Genomic DNA, 24,395 nt, shown 5'->3' with positions numbered 1-24,395 from the left:
GTCCGACCTCGGGGGACGAGCGCTGCACCCGCCGCTTGACCTCAAATCTAGGCGCGGGGCGCGAACCGGGCGTCATGCCCTCGTACCGATTGCCGGGCCTCCCGGAGGATGAGCCCCCGGCCGCGGTCTACTCCCCTGGGTGGAGAGCCGGTCCCGGCTCTCGGGGTCATCCCTGAGGGGTCGCCCGCCGTGTCGGGCATGTCGGACGCGCGCAGCGTCCCCGAACGCGTGACTTCGATCACTCGGGACGGTCGGGGGGCGGGGGCCGGGCGCGGTGCGGGCAGCGGTCGGCGACGGGCGGAGCGGGGCGCGGGCGGCGGGTCGCCGAGCGGGAGGGGAGGGAGGTGGCCGCTGGTCACGGCGGGAGCAACGTCCTTGCGGACACGCTCGGTTGATGCTGACGGCCGATCAAGAGCGCCCCGAACGCCGGGGTGCTGACCGGGTCTCACCTCACCAGCGTGGCGCGCACAATCCGTCGTGCCGAGAGGGCGCGGCCTCTGCGCGCACGCGGCTCGGGAAACGTAAGCTGTGCCACGTCAGAGGGACCGGGCAGCGGGGATGAACATGGCGATGATGCGCCTGAGGCGCGAGGACCCGCGCGTCGTCGGCTCGTTCAGGCTTCACCGACGGCTCGGCGCGGGCGGGATGGGCGTGGTCTACCTCGGCTCCGACAAGAAGGGCCAGCGGGTCGCCCTGAAGGTGATCCGGCCCGATCTCGCCGAGGACCAGGAGTTCCGCTCGCGTTTCGCGCGCGAGGTCTCCGCGGCCCGTCGTATCCGGGGTGGTTGCACGGCCCGGCTGGTGGCCGCCGACCTGGAGGCCGAGCGCCCCTGGTTCGCCACCCAGTACGTTCCCGGACCCTCGCTGCACGACCGGGTCGCCGACGAGGGCGCGCTGCTCGCGGCCGACGCGGCGGCGATCGGCGCGGCGCTGTCCGAGGGCCTGGTCGCGGTGCACGAGGCCGGGGTGGTCCACCGGGACCTGAAGCCCTCCAACATCCTGCTGTCCCCCAAGGGGCCGCGGATCATCGACTTCGGCATCGCCTGGTCAACCGGCGCCTCCACGCTCACCCATGTGGGCACCGCGGTGGGCTCCCCCGGCTTCCTCGCCCCCGAACAGGTGCGCGGCGCGGCCGTCACCCCGGCCACCGACGTCTTCTCGCTGGGCGCGACCCTCGCCTACGCCTCCACCGGCGACTCCCCCTTCGGGCACGGCAGTTCGGAGGTGATGCTGTACCGGGTGGTGCACGAGGAGCCGCATCTTCAGGGCGTGCCCGACGCGCTCGCCCCGCTGATCCGGGCCTGCCTCGCCAAGGACCCCGAGGACCGGCCCAGCACGCTCCAACTGTCGCTGCGGCTCAAGGAGATCGCGGCCCGCGAGGCCCAGGGCCTGACCGAGGTACGGCCGCCCTCCCCGCGTGCGGCGGAGGCGGACCGGCCCACCGGGCGGCTCGTCGACACCTACCCGGAACCGCAGCGCGCCGCGCGCCGCCCGGCCCCCGGTACTCCGCCGCGCGGTGCCGCGCCCCGCAGCGGGGTGCCCGCGCGGGGCGGCGCACGCGGTGCCGGCACCGCCGCGCGGCCGGGTTCGCCGCGCCCCCCGGAGCAGCGGGGCGGCGGCCCCCGTGCCACCGGCGGAGCCCGGCCCGGCACCCGTGGTGGTGCCCGGCGCCCGGCCCCGCGCACCACGAAGACCGGGCTGCGTCCCGCCAACCCCCGGCTGCTGCGTCAGCGCCTCACCGTCTTCTTCGTGGTCACCCTGCTCGTGGCCCTCGGCATCGCCCTGGCCCAGGGTTGCCAGGGCCCGGCTCGGGGCCTGGGCGGCGGGTCCGGGGGCGTGTCCGGCCCGAGTGGCGTGACGGACGTACGGCGGTCGTGGCCGGTGCCGGCCGAGCGCGCGGGGGCGGCCGAGGCGGCACGGTCGTACGACGCCCCGTACGGGTCCTCCCCGACGCGGCCCGGCGCCGGAGCGTAGGAGCGTCCCGCTCAGGCGTGCGGTCGTCCCGTCGCCACCGCGTAGAAGGCGACCGCGGCCGCCGCGCCCACGTTGAGCGAGTCGACGCCGTGGGACATCGGGATGCGGACCCATTCGTCGGCGGCGACCAGCGCTTGCCTGGACAGGCCGCTGCCCTCGGCGCCCAGCATCAGCGCGACCCTGTCCATGGTGTGCGGGGCGGCCTCGTCCAGGCTGCGGGCCTTCTCGTCCGGGGTGAGGGCGAGCAGGGTGAAGCCGGCCTCGCGGACCTGTTCCAGGCCCTTCGGCCAGTCTTCCAGGCGGGCGTACGGCACCGAGAACACCGCGCCCATCGACACCTTGACGCTGCGCCGGTACAGCGGGTCGGCGCAGTCGGGCGAGAGCAGGACCGCGTCCATGCCGAGGGCGGCGGCGGAGCGGAAGATGGCGCCGATGTTGGTGTGGTCGTTGACCGACTCCATGACCACCACGCGGCGGGCCGAGCCGAGCAGCGCGGCGGCGGTCGGCAGCGGCTTGCGCCCCATGGAGGCAAGGGCGCCGCGGTGCACGTGGTAGCCGGTGACGCGCTCGGCGAGTTCCGGGCTCACGGCGTAGACGGGGACGGGCAGCTCGTCGATGACGTCGCGCATGACGTCGATCCACTTGGCCGAGAGCAGCATGGAGCGCATCGCGTAGCCGGCTTCCCTGGCCCGGCGGATGACCTTCTCGCCCTCGGCGATGAACAGTCCCTCGGCGGGCTCGCGCTTGCGGCGCAGCTCGACGTCGGTCAGGTCCGTGTAGTCCGACAGGCGCGGGTCGTCGGGGTCCTCGACGGTGATGAGATCGGCCACGGGGTGTTACTGCCTTGTCCTGGTGGGGTGCCAACGGCTGGGTAGGGGGTGCGTCACCCGAGGTTACGCGTGCTCGCGGGGGCCGGTCGGCGACCGAGGGGTGTCCGGTCAGCCGACCGGGGCGGGGCCCTGCGTCACGACCTCGCCGATCACGATGACCGCCGGGGGCTTCACATCCTCGGCGCGGACGGTCTCGGCGACCGTGGCGAGGGTCGCGTCGACCCGGCGCTGTGCGGCCGTCGTGCCCTCCTGCACCAGGGCGACGGGGGTCTTCGGGGACTTGCCGTGGGCGACGAGCGTCTCGGCGATCTTCCCGATCTTGTCGACGCCCATCAGGATCACCAGCGTGCCGGTGAGCCTGGCCAGGGCGGGCCAGTCGACCAGCGACCGCGCGTCGTCGGGGGCGACATGGCCGCTGACGACCGTGAACTCGTGGGCGACGCCCCGGTGGGTGACCGGGATGCCGGCCGCGCCCGGCACCGAGATGGAGCTGGAGATGCCCGGTACGACGGTGCACGGGATGCCGGCCTCGGCGAGCGCCTGGACCTCCTCCATGCCCCGGCCGAAGACGAAGGGGTCGCCGCCCTTGAGCCGTACGACCGACTTGCCCTGCCTGGCGTGTTCGATCAGCGCGTGGTTGATGGCCTCCTGGGCCATGTAGCGGCCGTACGGGATCTTCGCCGCGTCGATCACCTCGACGTGCGGCGGGAGTTCGGCGAGCAGGTCGCGCGGGCCGAGCCGGTCGGCGATCACGACGTCTGCCTCGGCGAGCAGCCGGCGCCCGCGGACCGTGATCAGGTCGGGGTCGCCGGGGCCGCCGCCGACCAGGGCGACGCCGGGGGCGCGGGTGCGGTGGTGGGGGGCGACGAGGGTGCCGTCGCGCAGACCCTCGACGACCGCGTCGCGGATGGCGGCGGTGTGCCGGGGGTCCCGGCCGCGGGCGTCCGTGGTGAGGACGGCGACGGTCACGCCCTCGCTGGTGCCGGTGGCGGGGGTCCAGGCGGTGGCCTGGTCGGCGTCGTCGGAGCGGACGCACCAGACGCGGTGCCGCTCGGCCTCGGCGGAGGCGGCGGCGTTGGCGGCGGGGTCGCTGGTGGCGATGAGGGCGTACCAGGCGTCGGCGAGGTCGCCGTCCTCGTACCGCCGCCGGTGCCAGGTCAACTCGCCGGCGTCCGCCATCGCCTCGACCGAGGGGGTCGCCTCGGGGGAGACGAGGACGATGTCCGCGCCGGCCGCGATCAGGGCGGGCAGGCGGCGCTGGGCGACCTGTCCGCCGCCGAGGACGACCACGCGGCGGCCGGACAGGCGCAGGCCTACGGGGTAGGCGGGGTGTTCGGCCATGGCTCCTCCGGGGGCGTTGTGTGGCCCTGACGTGCGGATTTTACGGTCCCGGAGGGCGCGGACGGGACGGGTGTCCGGGGGGTGGGCAGGCAGGGCCCGGTGGACGGGTGTCCGGGGGCGGGCGGGCGCGGCCCGGTGGGTGGGCACAGCCACCCGCCGGGCCGCGTTCCGGGACCGCGGTGCGGGGCGCCTACTTCTCGGTGACCCCCGCCGAGTCGAACGTGGCCACCTCGTGCATCGCTCTGGCCGCGCTCTGCACCAGCGGCAGGGCGAGCAGGGCGCCGGTGCCCTCGCCGAGCCGGAGGTCGAGGTCGATCAGGGGGCGCAGGCCGAGCTTGTTGAGGGCCGCGACATGGCCCGGCTCGGCGCTGCGGTGGCCGGCGATGCAGGCCGCGAGGACCTCGGGGGCGATGGCGCGGGCCACCAGGGCCGCGGCGCCCGCGCTCACGCCGTCCAGGACGACCGGCGTCCGCAGGGACGCGCCGCCGAGCAGCAGACCGACCATCGCCGCGTGCTCGAAGCCGCCGAGGGCCGCGAGGACGCCGATGGGGTCGGCCGGGTCCGGCTGGTGGAGTTCCAGGGCGCGCCGGACCACCTCGGTCTTGCGGGCCAGCGTCTCGTCGTTGATGCCGGTGCCGCGGCCGGTGACCTCGGCCGGGTCGGTGGCGGTGAAGACGGAGATCAGCGCGGCGGAGGCGGTGGTGTTGGCGATGCCCATCTCACCGGTGAGCAGCGCCTTGTTGCCGGCCGCGACCAGATCGCGGGCGGTCTCGATGCCGACCTCGATGGCGGCCTTGGCCTCCTCGCGGGTCATCGCGGGCCCGGCGGTCATGTCGGAGGTGCCGCCGCGGATCTTGCGGGGCAGCAAGCCGGGGGTGGCGGGCAGCTCGGCGGCGACACCGACGTCCACAACGCACACCTCGGCGCCGACCTGGGCCGCGAAGGCGTTGCAGACCGCGCCCCCGCCCAGGAAGTTGGCCACCATCTGGCCGGTGACCTCCTGGGGCCAGGGGGTGACGCCCTGGGCGTGCACGCCGTGGTCGCCCGCGAAGATGGCGACGGCGGCGGGCTCCGGGATCGGCGGCGGGCACTGCCGGGACAGGCCCGACAGCTGCGCGGAGATGATCTCCAGCATGCCGAGCGCTCCGGCCGGCTTGGTCATGCGCTTCTGGCGCTCCCAGGCCTCACCGAGGGCCTTGGCGTCGAGCGGTCGGATCTGGGCGACGGTCTCGGCAAGCAGGTCGTGGGGTTCCTCTCCGGGCAGCGCACGGCGGCCGTACGTCTCTTCGTGCACCACCCAGGACAGGGGGCGTCGCTTGGACCAGCCGGCCTGCATCAGCTCGGGCTCGTCCGGGAATTCGTCGACGTACCCGACGCACAGGTAGGCGATGACCTCCAGGTGCTCGGGCAGGCCGAGCGCGCGCACCATCTCGCGCTCGTCGAAGAAGCTGACCCAGCCTACGCCGAGGCCCTCGGCGCGCGCGGCGAGCCAGAGGTTCTCCACGGCGAGCGCGGCGGAGTACGGCGCCATCTGGGGCTGGGTGTAGCGGCCCAGGGTGTGCCGGCCGCCGCGGGTGGGGTCGGCGGTGACGACGATGTTCACCGGGGTGTCGAGGATGGCCTCGATCTTCAGTTCCTTGAACTGCTTCGCCCGGCCCTTGGGCAGCGACTTCGCGTACGCCTCCCGCTGGTGCATGGCCAGTTCGTGCATGGTGCGCCGGGTGTCGGCGGACCGGATGACGACGAAGTCCCAGGGCTGCGAGTGGCCGACGGAGGGCGCGGTGTGCGCGGCCTCCAGGACGCGGAGCAGCACCTCGTGCGGGATGGGGTCGGCCCGGAAGCCGTTGCGGATGTCGCGGCGCTCGCGCATCACCTTCAGGACGGCCTCGCGCTCGGCGTCGTCGTAGCCGGGGGCGGCGGGGCCGGGGGCCTGCGGCGCGGGCGCCGGTGCCGCCTCGGCCGGGGTCTCCCCCTGCTCGGCGGCGGGTTCCGGAGCCTCGGTGTGCGCTACGGCCTCGGCCTCGGCCTCGCGCGGCGCGGGCACGGTGGCCTGCGGCACGGCGCCCTGCGCGGGCAGGGTGAGGGGGTGCGGCGGGGTCGGCGCGGGCTGCGGCGCGCCCGGCGTCTGCTCCTCCACCGGCACGAACTCCCCGAGCGGCTGCTCGGGAGCGGGCTCCAGGGGAACGGCGGGCGCGGGCACGGTGGCGTCCACCGGCTCGGGGGCCTGCTGCGCCGGGGCTTCGGCGGGCGTCGGCGCCTCGGCCTGCGGCTGTGCGGGGTCGGCGGGGGCCTGCGGCGGTACGGGGGCTGCGGCAGGGGCCGGCTCGGCGGCCTGCGGCTGCACCGGGGCGACCGCGGGGGCCGGTTCGGCGGCCTGCGGCTGCGCGGCCTCCGCGGTGACGACGTCCGTCTGCGGGTCGGTGGCCACGGCGGCGACCGGCGCCGGGGTGGCGTCGGCGGGCTGCTGGGGTGCGGGTACGGCGGGGTCGCCCGCCGGGACGGGCTCGGCGAGCGGCAGCGCCTGAGCCGCCGGCTGCGCCTGTGCCTCGGCCGGGGGCGCCGACTGCGCGGGCTGCTGCGGCTGCGGGACGCCGGGCACGACCGGGACGGCCTGCGCCTCCTGGCCCACGGGCGCCACCGGCTGCGGGTCCTGGACCTGCTGCGCGTCCGGCGCGGGGGCGGCGGGAGCCTCGGCCACGTCGACCGGGACGGCCTGCTCGACCGGGACGGCCACGGGCTCGGCGGACTCGACCGGCTGGTCGGCCTCGGCGGCGACGGGCTGGACGGCGACGGGCTCGACCGTCTCGGCGGCCGGTGCGACCTCGACGGCCTCGACCGCGGCCGGCGCGGCCTGCTGGGCGGCCTCGACGACGGGGGCCACGGCGTCGATGGTCTGCTGAACGTCCGGCGCGGGGGCGGCGACGACGGCCTCGACCGGCTGGGGCGCCTGGGCGGCCTCCGCTACGGGCTCGGCGGCGACCGGCTCGGCGGCGACCGGCTCGGCGGCCGGTACGGCCTTGACGGCGACCGGTTCGGCCGGCTGAGCGGCCTCGGCGACCGGCATGTCGGCACCGGGAGCCTCGGCCTGCGCGGGCGCAGCGGCTGCCGGCATCCCTTCCAGGGGCGGCGCCGCCTCGACGGCCTGCGCCTGCTGCACCGGCTGGGCCTGCTGCACGGGCGCGAGCGCTTCCGCGGCCTCGGCGACCTGGACATCCGGTGCCGGCACAGGCTCCGCAGCGACCGGCACGGCCTCCTCGGCTGCCGCCACCGGCGCGCCTTCGGGCACCGTCTGCGGGGAAACCTCGGGGTCCTGCGCAGTCCCCGGCGCCTGCTCGGGGGCGGGCACCTGGACCGCGGTCTGCTGCGCGAGGCCGTCAGCGGCGGGCTCACCGGCGGCGGCTTCCGGGGTACCGGCGACCGCCGGACCAACCGTTTCCGCACCCGGCACCTGCTCCGCGACCGGCCCGGCATCCGGAGTCCCGGTGGCGACCGGCGCGCTCTCCGCCGTACCCGGCACCTGGACCGCGACCGGCGCACCCGGCGCGGTCTGCGGCGCCTCCGGTACCGGTCCGGCGGCCGGCGCCACCACGGCCGTACCCGCCGGGGCCGCGCCCCAGGGGGCCGCGCTCTGCGGGCCCATCTCCCTGAGCGGCTGGGCGTCGAGGTACTCGGGGCCGCGGTCGGCGAGGGAGCGGACCGGTCCCGCGGAGGCGCTGGGGATGGGCGGGCCGAGGTGCAGCGGGCGGCGCGGCGCCGGCGTCTCCTGCGCGGACGGCAGGCGTACGCCGTTGAGGTCCAGGGAGCCCGTGTCGCGGCCGGAGGCCTCGTGCACGGCCTCGACCACCGGCTCCGGGGCGGGCGGCGGCACTTCGTTGCCCCACGCGCCCTGCGCGCCCGGCAGCAGCAGGTCTTCGTCCTCGGCGGGGGCCTCGGAGAGGTAGGTGTACGCGCCGTGCGCGGTGACGCCCGGCTGCTCCACCATGCCTGCGCTCTCCGGCTGCCCCTCGTCCGGGACCTGGCCGGTGTCGGTCATGCGTACCCCTCGCCCAATCGGTTAGTGCTCCTACGACCAGCTCACCCGGAACGGCACACCGACCGCCCCGTAGTGAAGAACGAGCGTGCGTGCCCAGCGGCACGAACGACCCGCCGGAAAAGGCGACAAAGCCATTCAGTGGCATTGTCCCGGTCGTTGCGTCGTCGCGACAGCATGATCCGCGACAGGCCGCTGTGGACTACGCCACGTTGCGCGTCCACGGGTTCGCCGTACCACACCCACCCCAAAACGGGTGTGCGTTCCGGACATTGGCGAACGAATTTCCGGGCCACCGGTGGGGTACAACGATCGGCCAGCCTACCGCGCGCGGTACGACTACCGGATCACGGGGCGATCGGACAGTATGCCGCTGAGCAGGAACGCGACGTTCCGCTCGGTCTCCCGCCAGGCGCGGGTGTCGAGTTCGACGGACTGGAGCAGGGCGCACTCGACGCGGTATCCGTGCTCGGTCAGGTCGCGGCCGACGAGTTCGGCCGCGTCGCGGGTCGCGGCGTGGGTGACGATGCGCTGCGGGCGCCGGTCGGCGACCGCCGAGACCACGGCCGCTCCCCCGCCGCCGACCCGGACCACATCGGGTTCGGGCAGGTCCTCCAGGACGTGCGGGGCGCTGCCGTGCACCACCTGGAGCTGGACGCCGTAGCGGCGGGCGGCACCGTCGGTGCGGGCGCAGGCGGCCGGGTCGTGGTCGACGGCGATGACGGCGGCACCGGCGCGCGCGGCCTCGGTGGCGAACGCGCCAAAGCCGCAGCCGATGTCCCAGACGAGGTCGCCGGCCCGCGGCCCGAGGCGGGCGAGTTGGGCGGCGCGCAGCAGCTCGGTCTCGCCCTCGCCGAGGGGAGTGCCGTCGCCGTACGCCTCGTCGGGCTGGACCCAGCCGCGCGGGCCGGCGCCCGGATCGCGGCCGGCGATCCAGCCGCCGTCCTCCGCGGCGTTCGCGGGGCCCCCGATGACGATGACGACGTTGGGGTCGCGCCAGGTGTGGTCGGCGGCCTTGTCGGAGGTGACGATGGAGACCTGTTCGCGTTCGGTGCCCAGCTCCTCGCAGACCACGAAGGTGCGGTGGACGCCCGCGAGGAGGAGGCCGAGTTCGGCGGGGCCCGCGCCCGGCGAGGTGAGGACGGCCACCTTGGCGTGGGCGCGGCAGACGTTCACGGCCCGGCGCAGGGTGCGCGGGTGGGCGACGACGACCTGGGCGTCGTCCCAGGGCATGCCGGCCCGCGCGAAGGCGGCGGCGACGGAGGAGACGCCGGGGACGACCTCCACCTCCAGGCCGAACTCGGGTGCGCGCAGGGTGCGTACGACGCCGAAGAAGCCGGGGTCGCCGTCGGCGAGCACGACCGCGGTGCCGCGGTGGCCGGCGATGCGGCGGGCGGCGAGCGCGACGCTGCCGAGGCGGATGCGTTCGGCGGCGGGCGGGATCTCGGGCAGTGCCAGGTGGTGGGCCGCGCCTGCCACGAGGGTGGCGGCGCCGAGGGCGGAGCGTGCCGCGTCGGTCAGCGGCGAGCCGTCCCAGCCGATCACCGTGACCCGGTCGGCCATCGTCGTCCATCTCCAGGTTTTCGCAGGTCGTCAGGGGTGCGGGGCCCGTGGGCGGGCTCCGTGAGGGTATCCGGTCGCGCGGCGTCGCGGGGGACGGGCCGGCGGCGGGGTCAGTTCCAGTCCGCGTACGAGGTGAAGCCGCCGGTGTCGGCGAGCTGCTCGTCGGCGCCTTCCAGGTCCTCCGGGAGCAGGCTCCACACGATGAAGTCGGTGCGCAGATCGGCCCAGCCGCCGTCCTCGGTGCGCACATGGGCTATGCACGCGTTGCGCAGCACGCCCTCGCTGATGCAGCCGATCTTCTGGGCGACCTGCTGGGAGGCGGTGTTGTCGGCGGCGGTGCGCAGCTCGACGCGCTCGAAGCGCTGGTCGCCGAAGAGCCAGCGGGCGGTGGCGAGCGCCGCTTCGGAGGCGTACCCCTCGCCGCGGGCCCAGGGGGCGATGATGTACGACAACTCGGTGGCGCGGACGTGCCAGTTGGTCTTGGTCAGCTGGACGATGCCGACCAGGCGCTGGGTGAGGAACTCGGTGACGGCGAGGTCGAGTCCGCGGCCGGCGGCGCGTTCGGCGGGCGCGTACTCGGTGATCCAGCGCCGGGCGCCGGCCTCGGTGAACGGCTGGGGCACGTCGGTCCAGGCGGCGACCTGCTCGTCGTTCATCATCTCGGCCAGGGCGGGCACGTCGTCCTCGTCGAGGGGGCGCAGCACCAACCGCTCCGTGCTGATGGAGATGTTGGGGAAGGTGCTCGTCATGCGCCGCTCCGTAACCTTCGGGAAGAACTCGGGTGCCAGCAGCCGCCGTGGCACGGTCCTGCTGAACTGCCCAGCATGCAGCATGAAACCACTGAACCGCACGACGGGGTCCACACCCGGTGAGGGAGTGGACCCCGTGGGTCGCGACGCGGTGCGTGCCGGTGGCCGGGATCAGAAGGACGGGATGACCGAGCCCTGGTACTTGTCCTCGATGAACTTCTTGACCTGGGGCGAGGTGAGGAGCTTGGCGAGCTTCTTGACCCGCGGGTCGTTCTCGTTGCCCTTCTTCACCGCGAGGAAGTTGCCGTAGGGGTTGTTCTTCGCGGACTCCAGGACGAGGGCGTCCTTGGCGGGCTTGAGGCCCGCGGAGATGGCGTAGTTGCCGTTGACGACCGCCGCGTCCACGTCGTCCAGGGAGCGCGGGGTCTGGGCCGCCTCGACCTCCTTGAACTGGAGGTGCCTGGGGTTCTTGGCGATGTCCTCTGGGGTGGCCTCGTTGCCGGCGCCGGACTTGAGGGTGATGAGCCCGTTGTCCGCGAGCAGCTTCAGCGCGCGGCCCTCGTTGACGGCGTCGTTGGGGACGGCGACGGTCGCACCGCTCTTGAGGTCGCCCGCCTTCTTGACCTTGTGGGAGTACAGGCCGAGGGGCTCCAGGTGCACCGTGACGACGGGCACGATGTGGGTGCCGCGCTTCTTGTTGAAGTCGTCCAGGTAGGGCTGGTTCTGGAAGTAGTTGGCGTCCACCGAGCCGTCCTCGGTCGCCGTGTTCGGCGTGATGTAGTCGGTGAACTCCTTGACCTGGAGGTCGAGCCCGGCCTTCTTCGCGAGGTTCTTCTCGACGAAGTTCAGGATCTCGGCGTGCGGGACCGGGCTGGCGGCGACGACCAGCGGGCCGCTGTAGTCGTGGGAGGCGGAGGAGTTGCCGGAGCCGCAGGCGGTCAGCCCGAAGGTGAGGGCTCCGGCGGCGAGGACGGCGGTGGTGAGCTTGGCGGTGTTACGCACGAAAAGTGCCTTTCCTTATGGTGGTGCGACCCCGCATCAGGGGGTGCGGCGCGAAGCGCCTCGTTGAGGGGTGGTGGTCGGGTGACGGGTGGGCGGGGAGTCTGGGCGGCCGTCCGGGAGAAACGTTCCCTCGCGGCTTGACCGGTGCTTACGCGACCTGGCCGTGCCTACGCGGCCTTGGTGACCTCGGCCGTGTCCGGCTTCTTGTCGTCCTTGGCCTTCAGCAGCCGCAGCCGAGGCGCGGGGCCCGAGCGGCCGCCGCGGCGGTGCAGGGCGCGGGCCGCGAAGTCGCCGGCGAACTGGATCAGGGAGATGACGACGGCGAGGATCGCGACGGTGATCCACATCAGCTCGGTCTCGAAGCGCTGGTAGCCGTAGCGGACGGCGAGGTCGCCGAGGCCGCCGCCGCCGACCGTGCCGGCCATGGCGGAGTAGCCGATGAGGGCGATGACCGTGGTGGTGGTGCTGGCGATCAGGGAGGGCAGGGACTCGGGGACGAGCACCTTGCGGACGATGGTCCAGGTGTTGCCGCCCATGGACTGCACGGCTTCCACGAGCCCGCCGTCCACCTCGCGCACGGCCGTCTCGACGAGGCGGGCGAAGAACGGGATGCCGCCGATGGCGAGCGGCACGACCGCGGCGGCGGTGCCGATCGTGGTCCCGGTGACCCAGCGGGTGAAGCTCATCAGGGCGACCATCAGGATGATGAACGGCAGCGAGCGGCCGACGTTCACGATCTGGCCGATCACCTTGTTGGCGACGACGTTCTGGAGCAGGCCCCCGCGGTCCGTGAGGACGAGGAGGAGGCCGAGCGGGAGGCCCACGACGACGGCGATCAGGGTGGACCAGAGCACCATGTCGAACGTCTGGGAACACGCGTCCGACAACAGCGGCTGCATCTCGGACCAGGTCACTTGGCACCTTCCTTGACCAGTACGGGCTCCTGGCCCACGACGTCGATCTGCAGTCCCTGCTCGCGCAGGAAGCCGATGGGCACCACGTTGTCCTCGTAGCGGCCGGGCAGCTCGATGCGCATCCGGCCGATCTGGAGGCCGCCGACGGTGTCGATCGCGGCACCGAGGATCGAGATGTCGATGTTGTAGGTGCGGGAGAGCTGGGAGATGACCGGCTGGGTCGCGGCCTCGCCGTGGAAGGTGACGTCGAGGACGGTGCGCTCCGTGCCGGTGCGCTCGCCGCTCACCGGGAACAGTGCGGCGGCCAGCTGGGAGCCGGGGGTCGCCAGCAGCTCGCTGACCGTGCCGGACTCCACGATCCGGCCCCGCTCCATCAGGGCGGCCGAGTCGCAGATCGACTTGACCACGTCCATCTCATGGGTGATGAGCAGGACGGTGAGGCCGAGCTGCCGGTTCAGGTCGCGCAGCAGCTGGAGGATGGAGCGGGTGGTCTCCGGGTCCAGGGCGCTGGTGGCCTCGTCGGAGAGCAGCACCTTGGGGTCGCCGGCCAGGGCGCGGGCGATGCCGACGCGCTGCTTCTGGCCGCCGGAGAGCTGGGCGGGGTAGCTCCTGGCCTTGTCGGCGAGGCCGACCAGGTCGAGCAGTTCGAGCGCCTTGCGGGAGCGTTCCTTCCCGGACGTGCCGAGGATCTCCAGCGGCAGCTCGACGTTGTCCTGCACGGTCCGCGAGGACAGCAGGTTGAAGTGCTGGAAGACCATGCCGATCCGGCTGCGGGCCTGGCGCAGTTCCCGGCCCGCGCGCGGTCCGCGTCCGGCCAGGGCGGTGAGGTCCTGTCCGGCCACGGTCACGGTGCCGGAGGTGGGACGCTCCAGCAGGTTGACGCAGCGGATGAGCGAGGACTTGCCGGCGCCGGACTGGCCGATGACGCCGTAGACCTCGCCTTCGCGGACGTGGAGATCGACGCCGTCGAGGGCGGTGACCTCGCGGCCGCGGGAGCGGTAGACCTTGGTGAGGCCCGATGTGGTGATCACAGGATTTCCGTCACTGTCGAGTGCGCGGGCGCGGGTGTGCCCGGACACGGGTGCGTTGCGTGCGTTCATGGGGTACGCGGCACGGTTCTCGGGGTGGCGGTGCGGCGGGGAGAACGTCGTGTGCGCGCGGCGGCCCTCGGTCACACGCGCCCCGGACGGGGCGCGGGACGGGTCGCGGCTCTCGCTTCGGGGCGCGAGGCTCAGGTGGTGCGGGGGCCCTCTAGAAGGCGCACATTCGACACGGACACAGACAAACAGCACCGGGCGTCATGGGCGCCCCGGTCGCAGGGATGCGGCTGCTCGTCGTGGTCATGCGGCCCAGTAAAGCAGAAGCTCGCCGGGGATCGGTGGCCGCTGTCCGCATAATGGACAGCGGCGGACACCTCGGGGCGGGTCCGGCCGCCGCCGGGGGCCTCCGCTCCCCCGCCGGTGACCAGTGCGCGCAAGGCCGCGCGGCCGTCCCCGACGAGACCGGCGTCCCCTCCTTCGCCCCCGCGGGCTGTGGCCAACGCCACGGTCCGCGTGCCGGACCCCGCGGCGTACGGCGGGGTCGGGGGCGTTGGTCCGATTCCGCCGTAATAAGGTCACCGCATGCTCACTGTCCTGACGCTGGTGACCGGGGTCGCCGCGCTGCTGCTCGCCGCGTGGTGCGGCTGGGCCGCCTACCGTGACCAGCCGACGAAGGACTGGCACCTCATCGGCATGGCCGTGGTGTCGCTGCTGGCCGCGATCCAGCTGGTGATCGGGATCGTGCAGCTGGCGCGGGGCGAGAAGCCGGCGCAGGGGACCACGATCTTCGTGGCGTATCTGCTGGGCGCGTTCGCGTGCGTGCCGGCCGCGGGGTTCATGTCGCTGGCCGAGCGGACCCGGTGGGGTTCGGTGACGGCCGCGGCGGGCGGAGTGGTGCTGGCCGTGCTTCAGGTCCGGCTCTTTGACATCTGGGGAGGCTGAGGATGACGACCGTCGAGGAGAAGCCGGCCCGGTTGATCAGCGGGCCGGGCATGCTGCTGGTGTGGTTCTACGGCGTGATGGTCGTCGGGGCGGTGTCGCGTTCCGCGTTCCAGATCGCGACGGACTTCGGGCGGGCGCCGCTCGCCTATTCGCTCTCCGCGGTGGCGGGACTGGTGTACGCGTTCATCACGTACACGCTCGTGCGGGGCGGGGAGACGGCGCGGCGGGCGGCATTGGTCTGCTGCGGGGTCGAGTTGGCGGGTGTGCTGCTCGTCGGCACGTGGACGGTGGTCGACAGCTCCGCGTTCCCCGACGCCACGGTGTGGTCCGACTACGGGATGGGGTACGTGTTCATTCCCGTGCTGCTTCCTCTGTCCGCGCTGTACTGGTTGCGGAAGGCGCGGTCGCAGGGAGCTGGTTGAGGCGCGGCGGAGCCGCACCCCGGTACGGCGCCCCTTCGGGGTGCGCTGGTCACGCCGTGGCCACATACGTGGCCGCCTGCTTCTCCAGCACGATCAGCTCGACCCCGTCCGTGCCCCGCACCCGGCCCACCGGCTCGTAACCGACGCGGCGGTAGAGGCGGAGGTTGCCCTCGCTGCGGTGGCCGGTCTGGAGGCGGAAGCGGGTGGCACCGCGCTGCCCGGCCAGCTCGGCCTCGGCGGCGCGCAGCAGGCGGGCGCCGATGCCGTGGCCCTGGAGGCGGGGGTGCACGCACAGGCGGGTGATGGCGGCGGAGCCGTCCTCCGCGATCCTGCCGCGTACGGCGCCCACCACCTCGTCGCCGAGCCGGGCGACGAAGACGCACTCGACGCCGATCTCCCGGCGGATGGCGTCGAGGCTCTCGACGAGCGGGTCGATGCGGTAGTTGCCGTACAGCTGCGCCTCGCTCTGGAAGCACAGGTACTGGAGGCGGAAGACATCCTCCGCGTCCTCGTCGGTCGCCACCGAGATGGTCACGCTCATGCCCATGTGCGCATGCCTCCCGCTCACCTGATCACTGACATCCCCACACTCCTATCCCCGCGTCCGGCGGGAGGCAACCTTCGTCGTGCGGGGACGCCCTGTGACATAGCCAACTCCCCGCGGTCCGTCGGCGTACCGGGGCGTTCCGGGAGATCGCGGGGAGGCTCGGGGCGGCGGGAGGCGCGGGTCAGCGCAGGAAGTCGGCGCGGGCGAGGACGCCGGTGTCGGCGTTGTCGGTGAAGACGCCGTCGATGCCGGTCGCGAAGTACGCCTTGAAGGCGCCGAACGGGTCGCCGTAGCCGTCGGCCGCGCTGCCCTTGCGGAACTCGGCGGGCAGGAAGGGGTTTTCGTTGCGCATCGTGTAGGGGTGCAGGATCAGGCCGACCCGGTGCGCGTCGGAGACCAGGGTGGAGGGCCTGCCGAGGGAGCCGTCCGCCTTCCTGGGGATGACGAGGTCCAGGGTGGGGCCGATGCCCTGGGCGTAACCGGCGATCTCCCGCAGGCCCTTGGGGGTGATCAGGTCGGCGACGGTGCGGGGGTCGCCCGCCGCCACGAAGTCCCAGGGGCGGCTGTCGGCCGTGGACAGCAGCACCACGAGCGGGTTGTCGACGAGCTGGTTCAGCCGCTGGATGCTGGTGGGCTCGAACGACTGGAGGATCACCGGGGAGTTGCGGGTGTCCTTGCCGTACTTGTGCAGCAGCTTGGCCACCCGCTCCTCCAGGGAGAGGCCCCGTTCGCGGAAGTAGGTGGGGTGCTTGGTCTCGGGGTAGATCCAGACCTGCTTGCCGCGCTTGCGGGTCTGCTCGTCCTGCCACTTCAGGACTTCCTCGAAGGTGGGGATCTCCCAGCGGCCGTTGTAGAGCGTGTTGTGCGGCCGGTTGTCCGGGATGCGCTCGATCGCACGCAGCGTCTTCAGCTCGGCGAGGGTGAAGTCCTCGGTGAACCAGCCGGTGGTGGGGACGCCGTCGAGCACTTTGGTGGTTTTGCGGCCGGCGAACTCGGGGTGGTCCGCGACATCGGTGGTGCCGCCGATCTCCGGTTCGTGCCGGCAGACCAGATGGCCGTCCTTGGTGGGGCACAGGTCGCCGGCCTCCACGATGTCGGCGCCGAGGTCGAGGGCCAGCTCGTAGGAGCCGAAGGTGTGCTCGGGGCGGTAGCCGCTGGCGCCGCGGTGGCCGACGATGGTCGGCACCGGCAGGCCCTTGAGCCCGCGCGCGGTGCGCTTGGCCGCCGGGGCCTCGGCGGCCCTGGCGGTGCCGGCCAGTCCGAGGACGGCGCCGCCCGCGCCCAGCATCGCGGCGCCGAGGAGCGCCCGCCGTCCCGTGACCTGCGGCTGCGTCTCGTCCGTACGCTCGGTTCCCATGGCGGCCTCCTGCCGTCGTCTGTCTTCTTCGCTCATCAGTCCGATGCTCATCAGTCCGGGAGGATCGTAGGGGCGCGCATATGACAGGGAGGCGGCTTCGCGTCGAACTCGCGGGTGCCTGTGTATGGCCCGTGCGTGCGGGCAGGTGACGGGGTGTCGCCCAGGGGGACGAAGCGAGCGATGTCCGTCACATCGGCACCGGCGCACCACCCGCCGTCCGCCGGGCGTCACCGCAGGTAAACCCGCGTCAACACTTCGTAAGACCTCGGTGAACCGCTCGTTCCCGATGTGCGTTCGCCGCGAGGCCGCGAGTAATGTCCTCACCTGCACAGACTCATATCGCTCCCCTGACATCGGAGGACCCGTTGTCCCGCTTCCGCCTCATCAAGGCAGTGCTCGGACCGATCATGCGCCTGATGTTCCGCCCACAGGTGGAGGGCGCGGAGCACATTCCGGGGGACGGCCCGGTGATTCTGGCCGGAAACCACCTCACCTTCATCGACTCGATCGTGCTGCCGGTCGTCACGAAGCGTCAGGTGCTGTTCATCGGCAAGGACGAGTACGTCACCGGCAAGGGCGTCAAGGGCCGGCTCATGGCGTGGTTCTTCACCGGGGTCGGCATGATCCCGGTGGACCGGGACGGCGCGAACGGCGGAGTCGCGGCGCTCATGACGGGGCGGCGGGTCCTGGAGGAGGGGAAGGTCTTCGGGATCTACCCGGAGGGCACCCGCTCCCCCGACGGCCGTCTGTACCGGGGGCGCACGGGCATCGCCCGGCTGACCCTGATGACCGGCGCGCCGGTGGTGCCGTTCGCCATGATCGGCACCGACAAGCTCCAGCCCGGCGGCAAGGGCATGCCGCGGCCCGGCAAGGTCACCGTCCGGTTCGGCCCGGCGATGGAGTTCTCCCGCTACGACGGCATGGACCGCGACCGCTATGTGCTGCGCGCCGTCACCGACTCCGTGATGACCGAGGTCATGCGGCTGTCGGGGCAGGAGTACGTCGACATGTACGCCACCAAGGCGAAGGCCGCCTGAGCCTGAGGCGGCAGATGGACGCGGGCCGTTCCGGTTGCACTGGGGCGGCCCGCGTTCGTCCGTCTGCCGGTGTGAATCTGCCCCGGCGACAGCGGCATTCGGCCTACGCCCCCGAGCGCGTGATCCACCGGACATGTCTGATGCAGACATGGATACACCTTCGCGGCGAACCCTCCTCCGTGTCCCGATCGCAGCCGTCGGCGCGGGTTTCCTGGCGGCTTGCGGCTCCGGTTCAGGACCCGAGAGCCGCTCCGGCCCGCACCACGCGGACACCGGTCCCCTCGGGGCGGGCGTCGTGGGGAACTTCGTACCGGCGGGGCCCAAGGGGTACGTCAACCCGTCGGACCCGGAGGTCCTCGCCACCGAGCGCAAGCGGGGGGCGGGGCGGGTGCGCACGTACCGGTTCACCGCAGCGGAGGCCGAACTGGACCTGGGCGGGCGCTCGGTGCGCACCTGGGCGTACAACGACACGGTGCCGGGGCCGCTGGTCCGGGTGACCGCGGGCGACATCCTGGACCTGACGCTCGCCAACCGGCTGCCGACCACCACCACCCTGCACTCCCACGGGGTGCGGCTGCGCTGCGACATGGACGGCGTCCCCGATCTGACGCAGCGGCCGATCCCGGCCGGTACGGACTTCCGCTACCGCTTCAGCGTGAAGCACCCCGGCACGTATCTGCTCCACTCCCACGTCGGGATGCAGCCCGACCGCGCGCTGTACGCGCCGCTGGTCGTGGACGACCCCAAGGAGACGCTCGGCTACGACAAGGAGTGGATCGTCGTCCTGGACGACTGGCTCGACGGCGTGGACGGCTCCACCCCCGACAGCGTGCTCGAACAGCTCAAGCCGGGCGGCTCCGGGATGGCCGGCATGGGCATGGGCCCGGAGCACCCGCACGCGAACGGGAGCGCCTCCCCCGGTGCGAGCAGGTCGGCCAAGGCGAAGTCGGCGCCGTCCGCGAGGGCCGGCGGCGGCCCCGACCGGGTGCTGCGCGACTCGCACAGCCGGATGCTGGACGGCGATGGCGGCAGCGTCGACTATCCGTACTACCTCGCCAACGGGCGCCTGCCGCACCAGCCCCAGGAGTTCCGCTGCCGTCCCGGCGACCGCATCCGGGTCCGCTTCGTCAACGCCGGTTCGGAGACGGCCTTCCGGGTCTCGCTCGGCGGCCACACCATGACGGTCACGCACACCGACGGCTACCCCGTGCGGCACAAGGACACCGACGCCCTGCTCATCGGCATGTCCGAGCGGTACGACGTGCTGGTGACCGCCAAGGACGGCTGCTTCCCGCTGGTCGCGCTGGCCGAGGGCAAGAAGGGCAACGCGCTCGCCGTCCTGCGCACCGACAAGGGCAGAAACCTTCCGGCACCGGATGTCCGCCCCAGGGAGCTGGACGGCGAGTGCGTGCCCGCGCGGCGGCTGGTGCCGGCCGACTCGGTGGCCCTTCCGGAGCGGGAACCGGACCGCCAGATGCGTATCAAGATCACCGGCAGCATGGCGAAGTTCGACTGGGGCTTCGACCACAAGCCGTACGACGTCCGGCAGCGGCACGAGATCCACGCCGGGGAGCGGGTGCGGCTCACGCTCATCAACGCGACGGACATGTGGCACCCGATGCACCTGCACGGCCACACCTTCGCCATGACGGGGCTGGACGCGGTGGGGGCGCGCAAGGACACCGCGCTGGTGCTGCCGCACCGCAAACTGGTGGTGGAATTCGACGCGGACAACCCCGGTCTGTGGATGGTGCACTGCCACAACCAGTACCACTCGGAGAGCGGGATGATGACGATCCTCGGCTACAAGCGGTGAGGGGGCGCCGAGCGAGCCGGGCTCACTCGGCGTTCTCCAGCTTCTGCCCCTTCAGCAGGAACCACGCCGCGACCGCCGTGCCCAGCAGGACCGCCGCGCCCGCGCCCGAGGCCAGGTGGAGGCCGTGGACGAAGGCGTCGCGGGCCGCGTCCAGCATGGGGCCGGCCGTCCGGGAGGGCAGGTGGTCCGCGGCCTCCACCGCCGCGCCCAGCGAGTCGTGGGCGCCCGGCGGGGTGCCGGCCGGGCCCTGGAAGCCGCCGTAGACGGCGGTCACGATGGAGCCGAGGAGGGCGATGCCCAGGGCGGCGCCCAGCTCGTAGGCCGTCTCGGAGACCGCGGAGGCGGCGCCCGCCTGGTCCCTGGGGACGCTGGAGAGGATGACGTCGGCGGTGACCGTGAAGGACAGGCCCGCGCCGACGCCCACCACCAGCAGGGCGGCGCCGAGCACCGGGTAGCCCGTGTTCTGGCCGAGCGAGGTCAGCGCGGCCAGGGACAGGCCGACCGCGGCAAGGCCGGCCGAGACCGCCGAGCGGACCGAGAAGCGCCGGGCGGCGCTGCCCGCGAGCAGTCCGGCCACCACCGCGCCGACGGCGGCGGGCAGTTCGGCGAGGCCCGCCTCGAACGGGCGCCTGGACTGGACGAGTTGGAGGTACTGAGAGAGGAAGAAGACCAGGCCGGACATGCCGAGCACGGTCAGCAGGTCGGCGAGGACCGCGCCGCTGAAGCCGCGGTGCCGGAACAGCCGCATGTCCAGCAGCGGGATCGGCATGGTCAGCTGGCGGCGCACGAAGCCGTACAGCGCGCCCGCGCCCAGCAGACCGGCGGCGAGCGTGGGCCAGGAGAAGCCGTGGGTGGCCGCCTCCTTGACGGCGTAGACGACGCCGATCATGCCGACGAGCGACAGCAGCACACTGGCGAGGTCCCAGGGGCCCGGCTCGGGGTTGCGGGACTCGGGCAGGGTGCGGATGCCGACCAGGACGAGGACCGCCATCACCGGCAGGTTGATCAGGAAGACCGAGCCCCACCAGAAGTGCTCCAGCAGGAAGCCGCCGGCGATGGGACCGACCGCCGTACCCGCCGAGGCCGTCGCGCCCCAGATGCCGACGGCGAGGCTGCGCTCGCGCGGGTCGTGGAAGAGGTTGCGGATCAGGGCGAGGGTGGCCGGCATCAGGGTCGCGCCCGCGACGCCGAGCAGCGCCCGCGCCAGGATCATCAACTCCGGTGTCGTGGCGTAGGCGTTGAGCACGGAGACCGCGCCGAACGCGGTGGCGCCGCAGAGCAGGATCCGCTTGCGGCCGATCCGGTCGCCGAGGCTGCCCATGGAGACCAGCAGGCCCGCGATGACGAAGGAGTAGACGTCACCGATCCACAGCAGCTGGGTGCCCGAGGGGTGCAGGTCCTCGCTGATGTAGGGGGTGGCCAGGCCGAGGACGGTGGCGTCGACGGCCACCAGCAGCACGGCCAGGACGAGGACGCAGAGCGCGAGCCAGCGGCCCGGACGCTTCTCCACCTCCGCCACGCTTGCCGGCTGCACGGTGCTGGTCATGGTTCCTCTCTCCGTAGCGCGCCGCCGAGCAGCAGCTCGGCGACCATGGTCGGGAAGTCACGGGCGGCCACGCGGCCGTCCAGGGTGGCCCAGGCGCAGGAGGCGGTCAGGCCGTACAGCGCCTCGGTGAGCCAGACGGGGCTGAGATCGATGCGGAACTCGCCGGCCTGCTGCCCGCGCTGGAACAGCGCGCCGATCCGGCCGTCGAGGCGCTGCCAGCCGTCGTTCTGCCGGTCGCCCTCCCACAGCTGGCTCTCGCCGTACAAGAAGGCGAGCAGTCCCGCGGCCGGCTGGATCTCGCGGACCAGCCTGCGTACGGCGTCGGTCGCGGACCCCCCCTCCGGGCGGGCCCGGTCCAGCGCCGCCTCGCACTCCGCGATGCCGAGCGCCTCCAGCGCCCGTACGAGCGCGTCGCGTCCGGCGAAGTGCCGGTGCAGGGTGGCCCGGCTGATCCCGGCGGCCCTGGCGACCTCGTCCATGGTCGCGGTGGACTTACGGGTCAGCAGGGCGGCTGCGGCGCGCAGCACATGGTCTCGATCCAGGGCCATGAGACAAGGATAACCCAAGTGAGACATGAATGTCTCACTGCAGGCGAGCGTGACTCATCGCCGCTGGTCAGCGGTGCCAGCGGGGGTCCTCAGCGAGGCGTTCCGGTCAGTGCCAGGGCAGCTCTCCGCGCCGCTCCCAGTAGGCGGCCGGCTCCTCCGTGAGCGTGGCGAGGCGGGTCATCCGGTCCGCGTCCAGTTCGACGGCGGGGGCGTGCAGGTTGGAGGCGAGCTGGGCGAGGGTCGCGGCGCCGGAGAGGACGACGCCCACCCAGGGCCGGCGCAGGATCCAGGCGAGGGCGACGGCGTCGCAGCCCAGCCCTTCCTCGGCGGCGATCGCCTTGAGGATCTCGGGGGCGTTCGGGCCGGCGAGGCGCCCGTTGGCCATGCCCTCCTTGACGATCACGGTCAGCCCGGCGTCATGGGCCTCGGCGAGGGCGGGGGCGGCGGAGTGCTCCAGGATGTTGTACGTCGACTGGACGGTACGGAACAGGGGCGCGCCGTCGACCGTCACCTCCAGGGCGGCACGGACGGTGTCCGCCTGCCGGGGGCCGCTGGTGGAGAAGCCGATGGTCACTCCCTGGGCGGCGGCCTCCGCGAGCCTCGCGTGGAGTTCCTTGTCGGTGAGGGCCGGACTGTCCGGGGTGAGCGAGTGGATCTGGTAGAGGTCGAGCCGGTCGCCGAGCAGCGCCTCGGTCTCGGCGCGCTGGCGCTCGTAGGTCGCCAGGGTGTGGTCCTTGACCTCGTGCCGCTCGGCGTCGGTGGACCAGTCGGCGGTGTAGGTGTAGCCCCACTTGCTGCCGATGACGACGTCGTCGACGCCGGGGCGCTCCGCCAGCCACTCGGCGAGGAACTCCTCCGAACGGCCGTAGGAGCGGGCGGCGTCGAAGTAGCGGACGCCCTGGGCGTAGGCGGCGTCGAGGAGTTCGTGGGTGCGGGTGCGCAGGGCGTCGACGCTGCGGTCGGCACCGAGGTCCTCGTCGCGGCCGAGGTTGATGTAGCCGGGGCGGCCGACGGCGGCGAGACCGAGGCCGATGTGGCAGGTCGGGGTGGTGGCGGTCGCCAGGCGGGCGAAGGGCATCGCGGGCTCCGTTGGGTCGGCTCCGGTTCGGCTCCGGTTCACGACCAACGTATCCCGCGAGGCCCGTCGGTTCGGCCGGGTACGCGGGTGGCGCGGCTGTCGCGCGGCGGGTGGGGCGTGGTCGCTCGCGCGGTTCCCCGCGCCCCTAACGGGGCTTTTTCTCCTCCGCCCACTGGTGCTGCCGGGCCACGTCCGCCTTGACCTCGGCGAGCTGGACCGCGACCGCGCTGGGAGCCGTGCCGCCGCGGGCGTTGCGGGAGGCGAGGGCGCCGGGGACGTTCAGGACGGTGCGGACCTCGGGGGTGAGGTGGGCGGAGATCTTGGCGAACTGCTCGTCCGTCAGCTCGTCCAGCTCCTTGCCCTCGGCCTCGGCGGCCTTGACGCACTCCCCCGCGACCTCGTGCGCCACCCGGAAGGGGACGCCCTGGCGGACCAGCCACTCGGCGATGTCCGTGGCGAGGGAGAAACCGGCCGGGGCCAGCTCCTCCATCCGCTCGCGGTGGACGGTGAGGGTGGCCATCATCCCGGTGAACGCGGGCAGCAGGATCTCCAGTTGGTCGCAGGAGTCGAAGACCGGCTCCTTGTCCTCCTGGAGGTCGCGGTTGTAGGCGAGGGGCAGGGCCTTGAGCGTGGCGAGCAGACCGGTCAGATTGCCGATCAGGCGGCCGGACTTGCCGCGGGCCAGCTCCGCGATGTCCGGGTTCTTCTTCTGCGGCATGATCGAGGAACCGGTGGAGAACGCGTCGTGGAGGGTGACGAAGGAGAACTCCTTCGTGTTCCAGATGATGATCTCCTCGGCGATCCGGGAGAGATTCACGCCGATCATCGCGGTGATGAAGGCGAACTCCGCGACGAAGTCCCGCGAGGCCGTGCCGTCGATGGAGTTGGCGGCGCTGCCGTGCTCGAAGCCGAGGTCCGCGGCCACCGCCTCCGGGTCCAAGCCCAGCGAGGAGCCGGCGAGGGCGCCCGAGCCGTACGGCGACACGGCCGTGCGCTCGTCCCACTGGCGCAGCCGCTCGGCGTCACGGGACAGGGACTGGACGTGGGCGAGGACATGGTGGGCGAACAGCACCGGCTGGGCGTGCTGGAGGTGAGTGCGGCCGGGCATCGCCACGTCCGGGTGGGCCTCGGCCAGGCCGATCAGGGCGTCCTGGAGGTCGGCGATCAGGCCGCCGATGATCCGGGCGTGGTCCCGCAGGTACATCCGGAAGAGGGTGGCCACCTGGTCGTTCCGGGAGCGGCCGGCGCGGAGTTTGCCGCCGAGGTCCGGACCGAGGCGCTCCAGCAGGCCGCGCTCCAGAGCGGTGTGCACGTCCTCGTCGGCGATGGTGCCGGTGAAGGAGCCGTCGGCGACGTCCGCCTCCAGCCGGTCGAGACCGGCGATCATGCGCGTCAGCTCGTCCTCGGTGAGGAGTCCCGCCTGGTGCAGCACGCGGGCGTGGGCGCGCGAGCCGGCGATGTCGTAGGGCGCGAGCCGCCAGTCGAAGTGGACGGAAGCGGACAGCTTCGCCAGGGCCTCGGCGGGACCGTCGGCGAAACGGCCGCCCCAGAGCCGTACGTCACCGCTGTTGCTGCTCACTGCGTTGCTCCTCGGGAGATGTCTCTGTGCCACCGCCTCCCCGCCCTTGCGGGTGGGGAGGCGGCCGTCAGTGTGATGCG

At 73.2% G+C, this 24,395-nt stretch carries 19 protein-coding genes; 5 read left to right on the top strand and 14 right to left on the bottom strand.

Annotation, left to right across the window (positions count from 1 at the left end; genetic code table 11):
- Positions 1–558: 558 nt before the first annotated feature.
- Positions 559–1,974, top strand: a complete 1,416-nt coding sequence (locus ACZ7EC_RS25265) for a serine/threonine-protein kinase (RefSeq protein ID WP_471065948.1) — start codon at positions 559–561, stop codon at positions 1,972–1,974.
- An 11-nt stretch (positions 1,975–1,985) separates the two neighbouring features.
- On the opposite strand, the gene ACZ7EC_RS25260 is transcribed toward ACZ7EC_RS25265, so the two are convergent.
- From ACZ7EC_RS25260 to ACZ7EC_RS25225, 8 genes are all read right to left on the bottom strand, one after another.
- On the bottom strand, positions 1,986–2,804 hold the full coding sequence (locus tag ACZ7EC_RS25260; protein WP_471065946.1) for a TrmH family RNA methyltransferase: 819 nt from the start codon (positions 2,802–2,804) through the stop codon (positions 1,986–1,988).
- Positions 2,805–2,912: 108 nt separating this feature from the next.
- Positions 2,913–4,145, bottom strand: coding sequence for a uroporphyrinogen-III C-methyltransferase (cobA, locus tag ACZ7EC_RS25255; protein ID WP_471065944.1), 1,233 nt, complete (start codon positions 4,143–4,145; stop codon positions 2,913–2,915).
- Between the two features lie 190 nt (positions 4,146–4,335).
- Positions 4,336–8,178 (bottom strand): nicotinate-nucleotide--dimethylbenzimidazole phosphoribosyltransferase, encoded by a 3,843-nt coding sequence (gene cobT / locus ACZ7EC_RS25250; protein ID WP_471065942.1) that lies wholly within the window; start codon positions 8,176–8,178, stop codon positions 4,336–4,338.
- Between the two features lie 336 nt (positions 8,179–8,514).
- The gene (gene cbiE / locus ACZ7EC_RS25245; RefSeq protein WP_471065941.1) at positions 8,515–9,738 is read right to left on the bottom strand and encodes a precorrin-6y C5,15-methyltransferase (decarboxylating) subunit CbiE; all 1,224 of its coding nucleotides are present in this window, start codon (positions 9,736–9,738) and stop codon (positions 8,515–8,517) included.
- A gap of 110 nt (positions 9,739–9,848) precedes the next feature.
- Positions 9,849–10,487 carry a GNAT family N-acetyltransferase gene (locus ACZ7EC_RS25240; protein ID WP_471065940.1) on the bottom strand — a complete coding sequence of 213 codons (639 nt, stop codon included), beginning with the start codon at positions 10,485–10,487 and terminating at the stop codon, positions 9,849–9,851.
- Between the two features lie 171 nt (positions 10,488–10,658).
- Complete coding sequence (locus tag ACZ7EC_RS25235; protein WP_471065939.1) at positions 10,659–11,489, bottom strand: MetQ/NlpA family ABC transporter substrate-binding protein; 831 nt, start codon at positions 11,487–11,489, stop codon at positions 10,659–10,661.
- Positions 11,490–11,656: 167 nt separating this feature from the next.
- A complete protein-coding gene (locus ACZ7EC_RS25230) occupies positions 11,657–12,403 on the bottom strand; it encodes a methionine ABC transporter permease (protein WP_471065937.1) in 747 nt (248 codons plus the stop codon).
- Complete coding sequence (locus ACZ7EC_RS25225; RefSeq protein WP_471065935.1) at positions 12,400–13,434, bottom strand: methionine ABC transporter ATP-binding protein; 1,035 nt, start codon at positions 13,432–13,434, stop codon at positions 12,400–12,402. The genes ACZ7EC_RS25230 and ACZ7EC_RS25225 overlap by 4 nt, the downstream gene beginning before the upstream one ends.
- A 591-nt stretch (positions 13,435–14,025) precedes the next feature.
- Between ACZ7EC_RS25225 and ACZ7EC_RS25220 the strand changes: the two genes are divergently transcribed.
- The gene (locus ACZ7EC_RS25220) at positions 14,026–14,385 is read left to right on the top strand and encodes a hypothetical protein (RefSeq protein ID WP_471065933.1); all 360 of its coding nucleotides are present in this window, start codon (positions 14,026–14,028) and stop codon (positions 14,383–14,385) included.
- A gap of 2 nt (positions 14,386–14,387) precedes the next feature.
- Positions 14,388–14,807, top strand: coding sequence for a hypothetical protein (locus ACZ7EC_RS25215; RefSeq protein ID WP_471065931.1), 420 nt, complete (start codon positions 14,388–14,390; stop codon positions 14,805–14,807).
- 49 nt (positions 14,808–14,856) lie between these two features.
- Here ACZ7EC_RS25215 and ACZ7EC_RS25210 read toward each other — a convergent pair whose 3' ends face one another.
- Positions 14,857–15,354: a GNAT family N-acetyltransferase gene (locus tag ACZ7EC_RS25210; protein ID WP_471065930.1), complete on the bottom strand. Its 498-nt coding sequence runs from the start codon at positions 15,352–15,354 to the stop codon at positions 14,857–14,859.
- Positions 15,355–15,535: 181 nt separating this feature from the next.
- Positions 15,536–16,711 (bottom strand): glycerophosphodiester phosphodiesterase, encoded by a 1,176-nt coding sequence (locus ACZ7EC_RS25205; RefSeq protein WP_471066199.1) that lies wholly within the window; start codon positions 16,709–16,711, stop codon positions 15,536–15,538.
- A gap of 365 nt (positions 16,712–17,076) precedes the next feature.
- Here ACZ7EC_RS25205 and ACZ7EC_RS25200 point away from each other — a divergent pair, with 365 nt between their 5' ends.
- Both ACZ7EC_RS25200 and ACZ7EC_RS25195 read left to right on the top strand, forming a co-directional pair.
- Positions 17,077–17,748 (top strand): lysophospholipid acyltransferase family protein, encoded by a 672-nt coding sequence (locus tag ACZ7EC_RS25200; RefSeq protein ID WP_471065928.1) that lies wholly within the window; start codon positions 17,077–17,079, stop codon positions 17,746–17,748.
- Between the two features lie 148 nt (positions 17,749–17,896).
- Entirely contained in the window at positions 17,897–19,564 is a 1,668-nt protein-coding gene (locus tag ACZ7EC_RS25195; protein WP_471065927.1) for a multicopper oxidase family protein, read from the top strand.
- Between the two features lie 22 nt (positions 19,565–19,586).
- Here the strand turns inward: ACZ7EC_RS25195 and ACZ7EC_RS25190 are convergent, their stop codons facing one another.
- The 4 genes from ACZ7EC_RS25190 to argH all read right to left on the bottom strand — a co-directional run bounded on the left by ACZ7EC_RS25190 (position 19,587) and on the right by argH (position 24,315).
- On the bottom strand, positions 19,587–21,110 hold the full coding sequence (locus ACZ7EC_RS25190; protein ID WP_471065925.1) for an MFS transporter: 1,524 nt from the start codon (positions 21,108–21,110) through the stop codon (positions 19,587–19,589).
- Positions 21,107–21,658 (bottom strand): TetR/AcrR family transcriptional regulator, encoded by a 552-nt coding sequence (locus ACZ7EC_RS25185; RefSeq protein WP_471065923.1) that lies wholly within the window; start codon positions 21,656–21,658, stop codon positions 21,107–21,109. Before ACZ7EC_RS25185 ends, ACZ7EC_RS25190 begins: the two co-directional genes overlap by 4 nt.
- A gap of 106 nt (positions 21,659–21,764) precedes the next feature.
- The gene (locus tag ACZ7EC_RS25180; RefSeq protein ID WP_471065922.1) at positions 21,765–22,736 is read right to left on the bottom strand and encodes an aldo/keto reductase; all 972 of its coding nucleotides are present in this window, start codon (positions 22,734–22,736) and stop codon (positions 21,765–21,767) included.
- Between the two features lie 145 nt (positions 22,737–22,881).
- Positions 22,882–24,315 carry an argininosuccinate lyase gene (gene argH, locus ACZ7EC_RS25175; protein WP_471065920.1) on the bottom strand — a complete coding sequence of 478 codons (1,434 nt, stop codon included), beginning with the start codon at positions 24,313–24,315 and terminating at the stop codon, positions 22,882–22,884.
- Positions 24,316–24,395 lie beyond the last annotated feature (80 nt).

It is taken from the genome of Streptomyces sp. NPDC037203, assembly GCF_055605065.1.
Note: the sequence above shows the minus strand (reverse complement) of the source record. Positions and strands in the feature narration are given on the sequence as shown.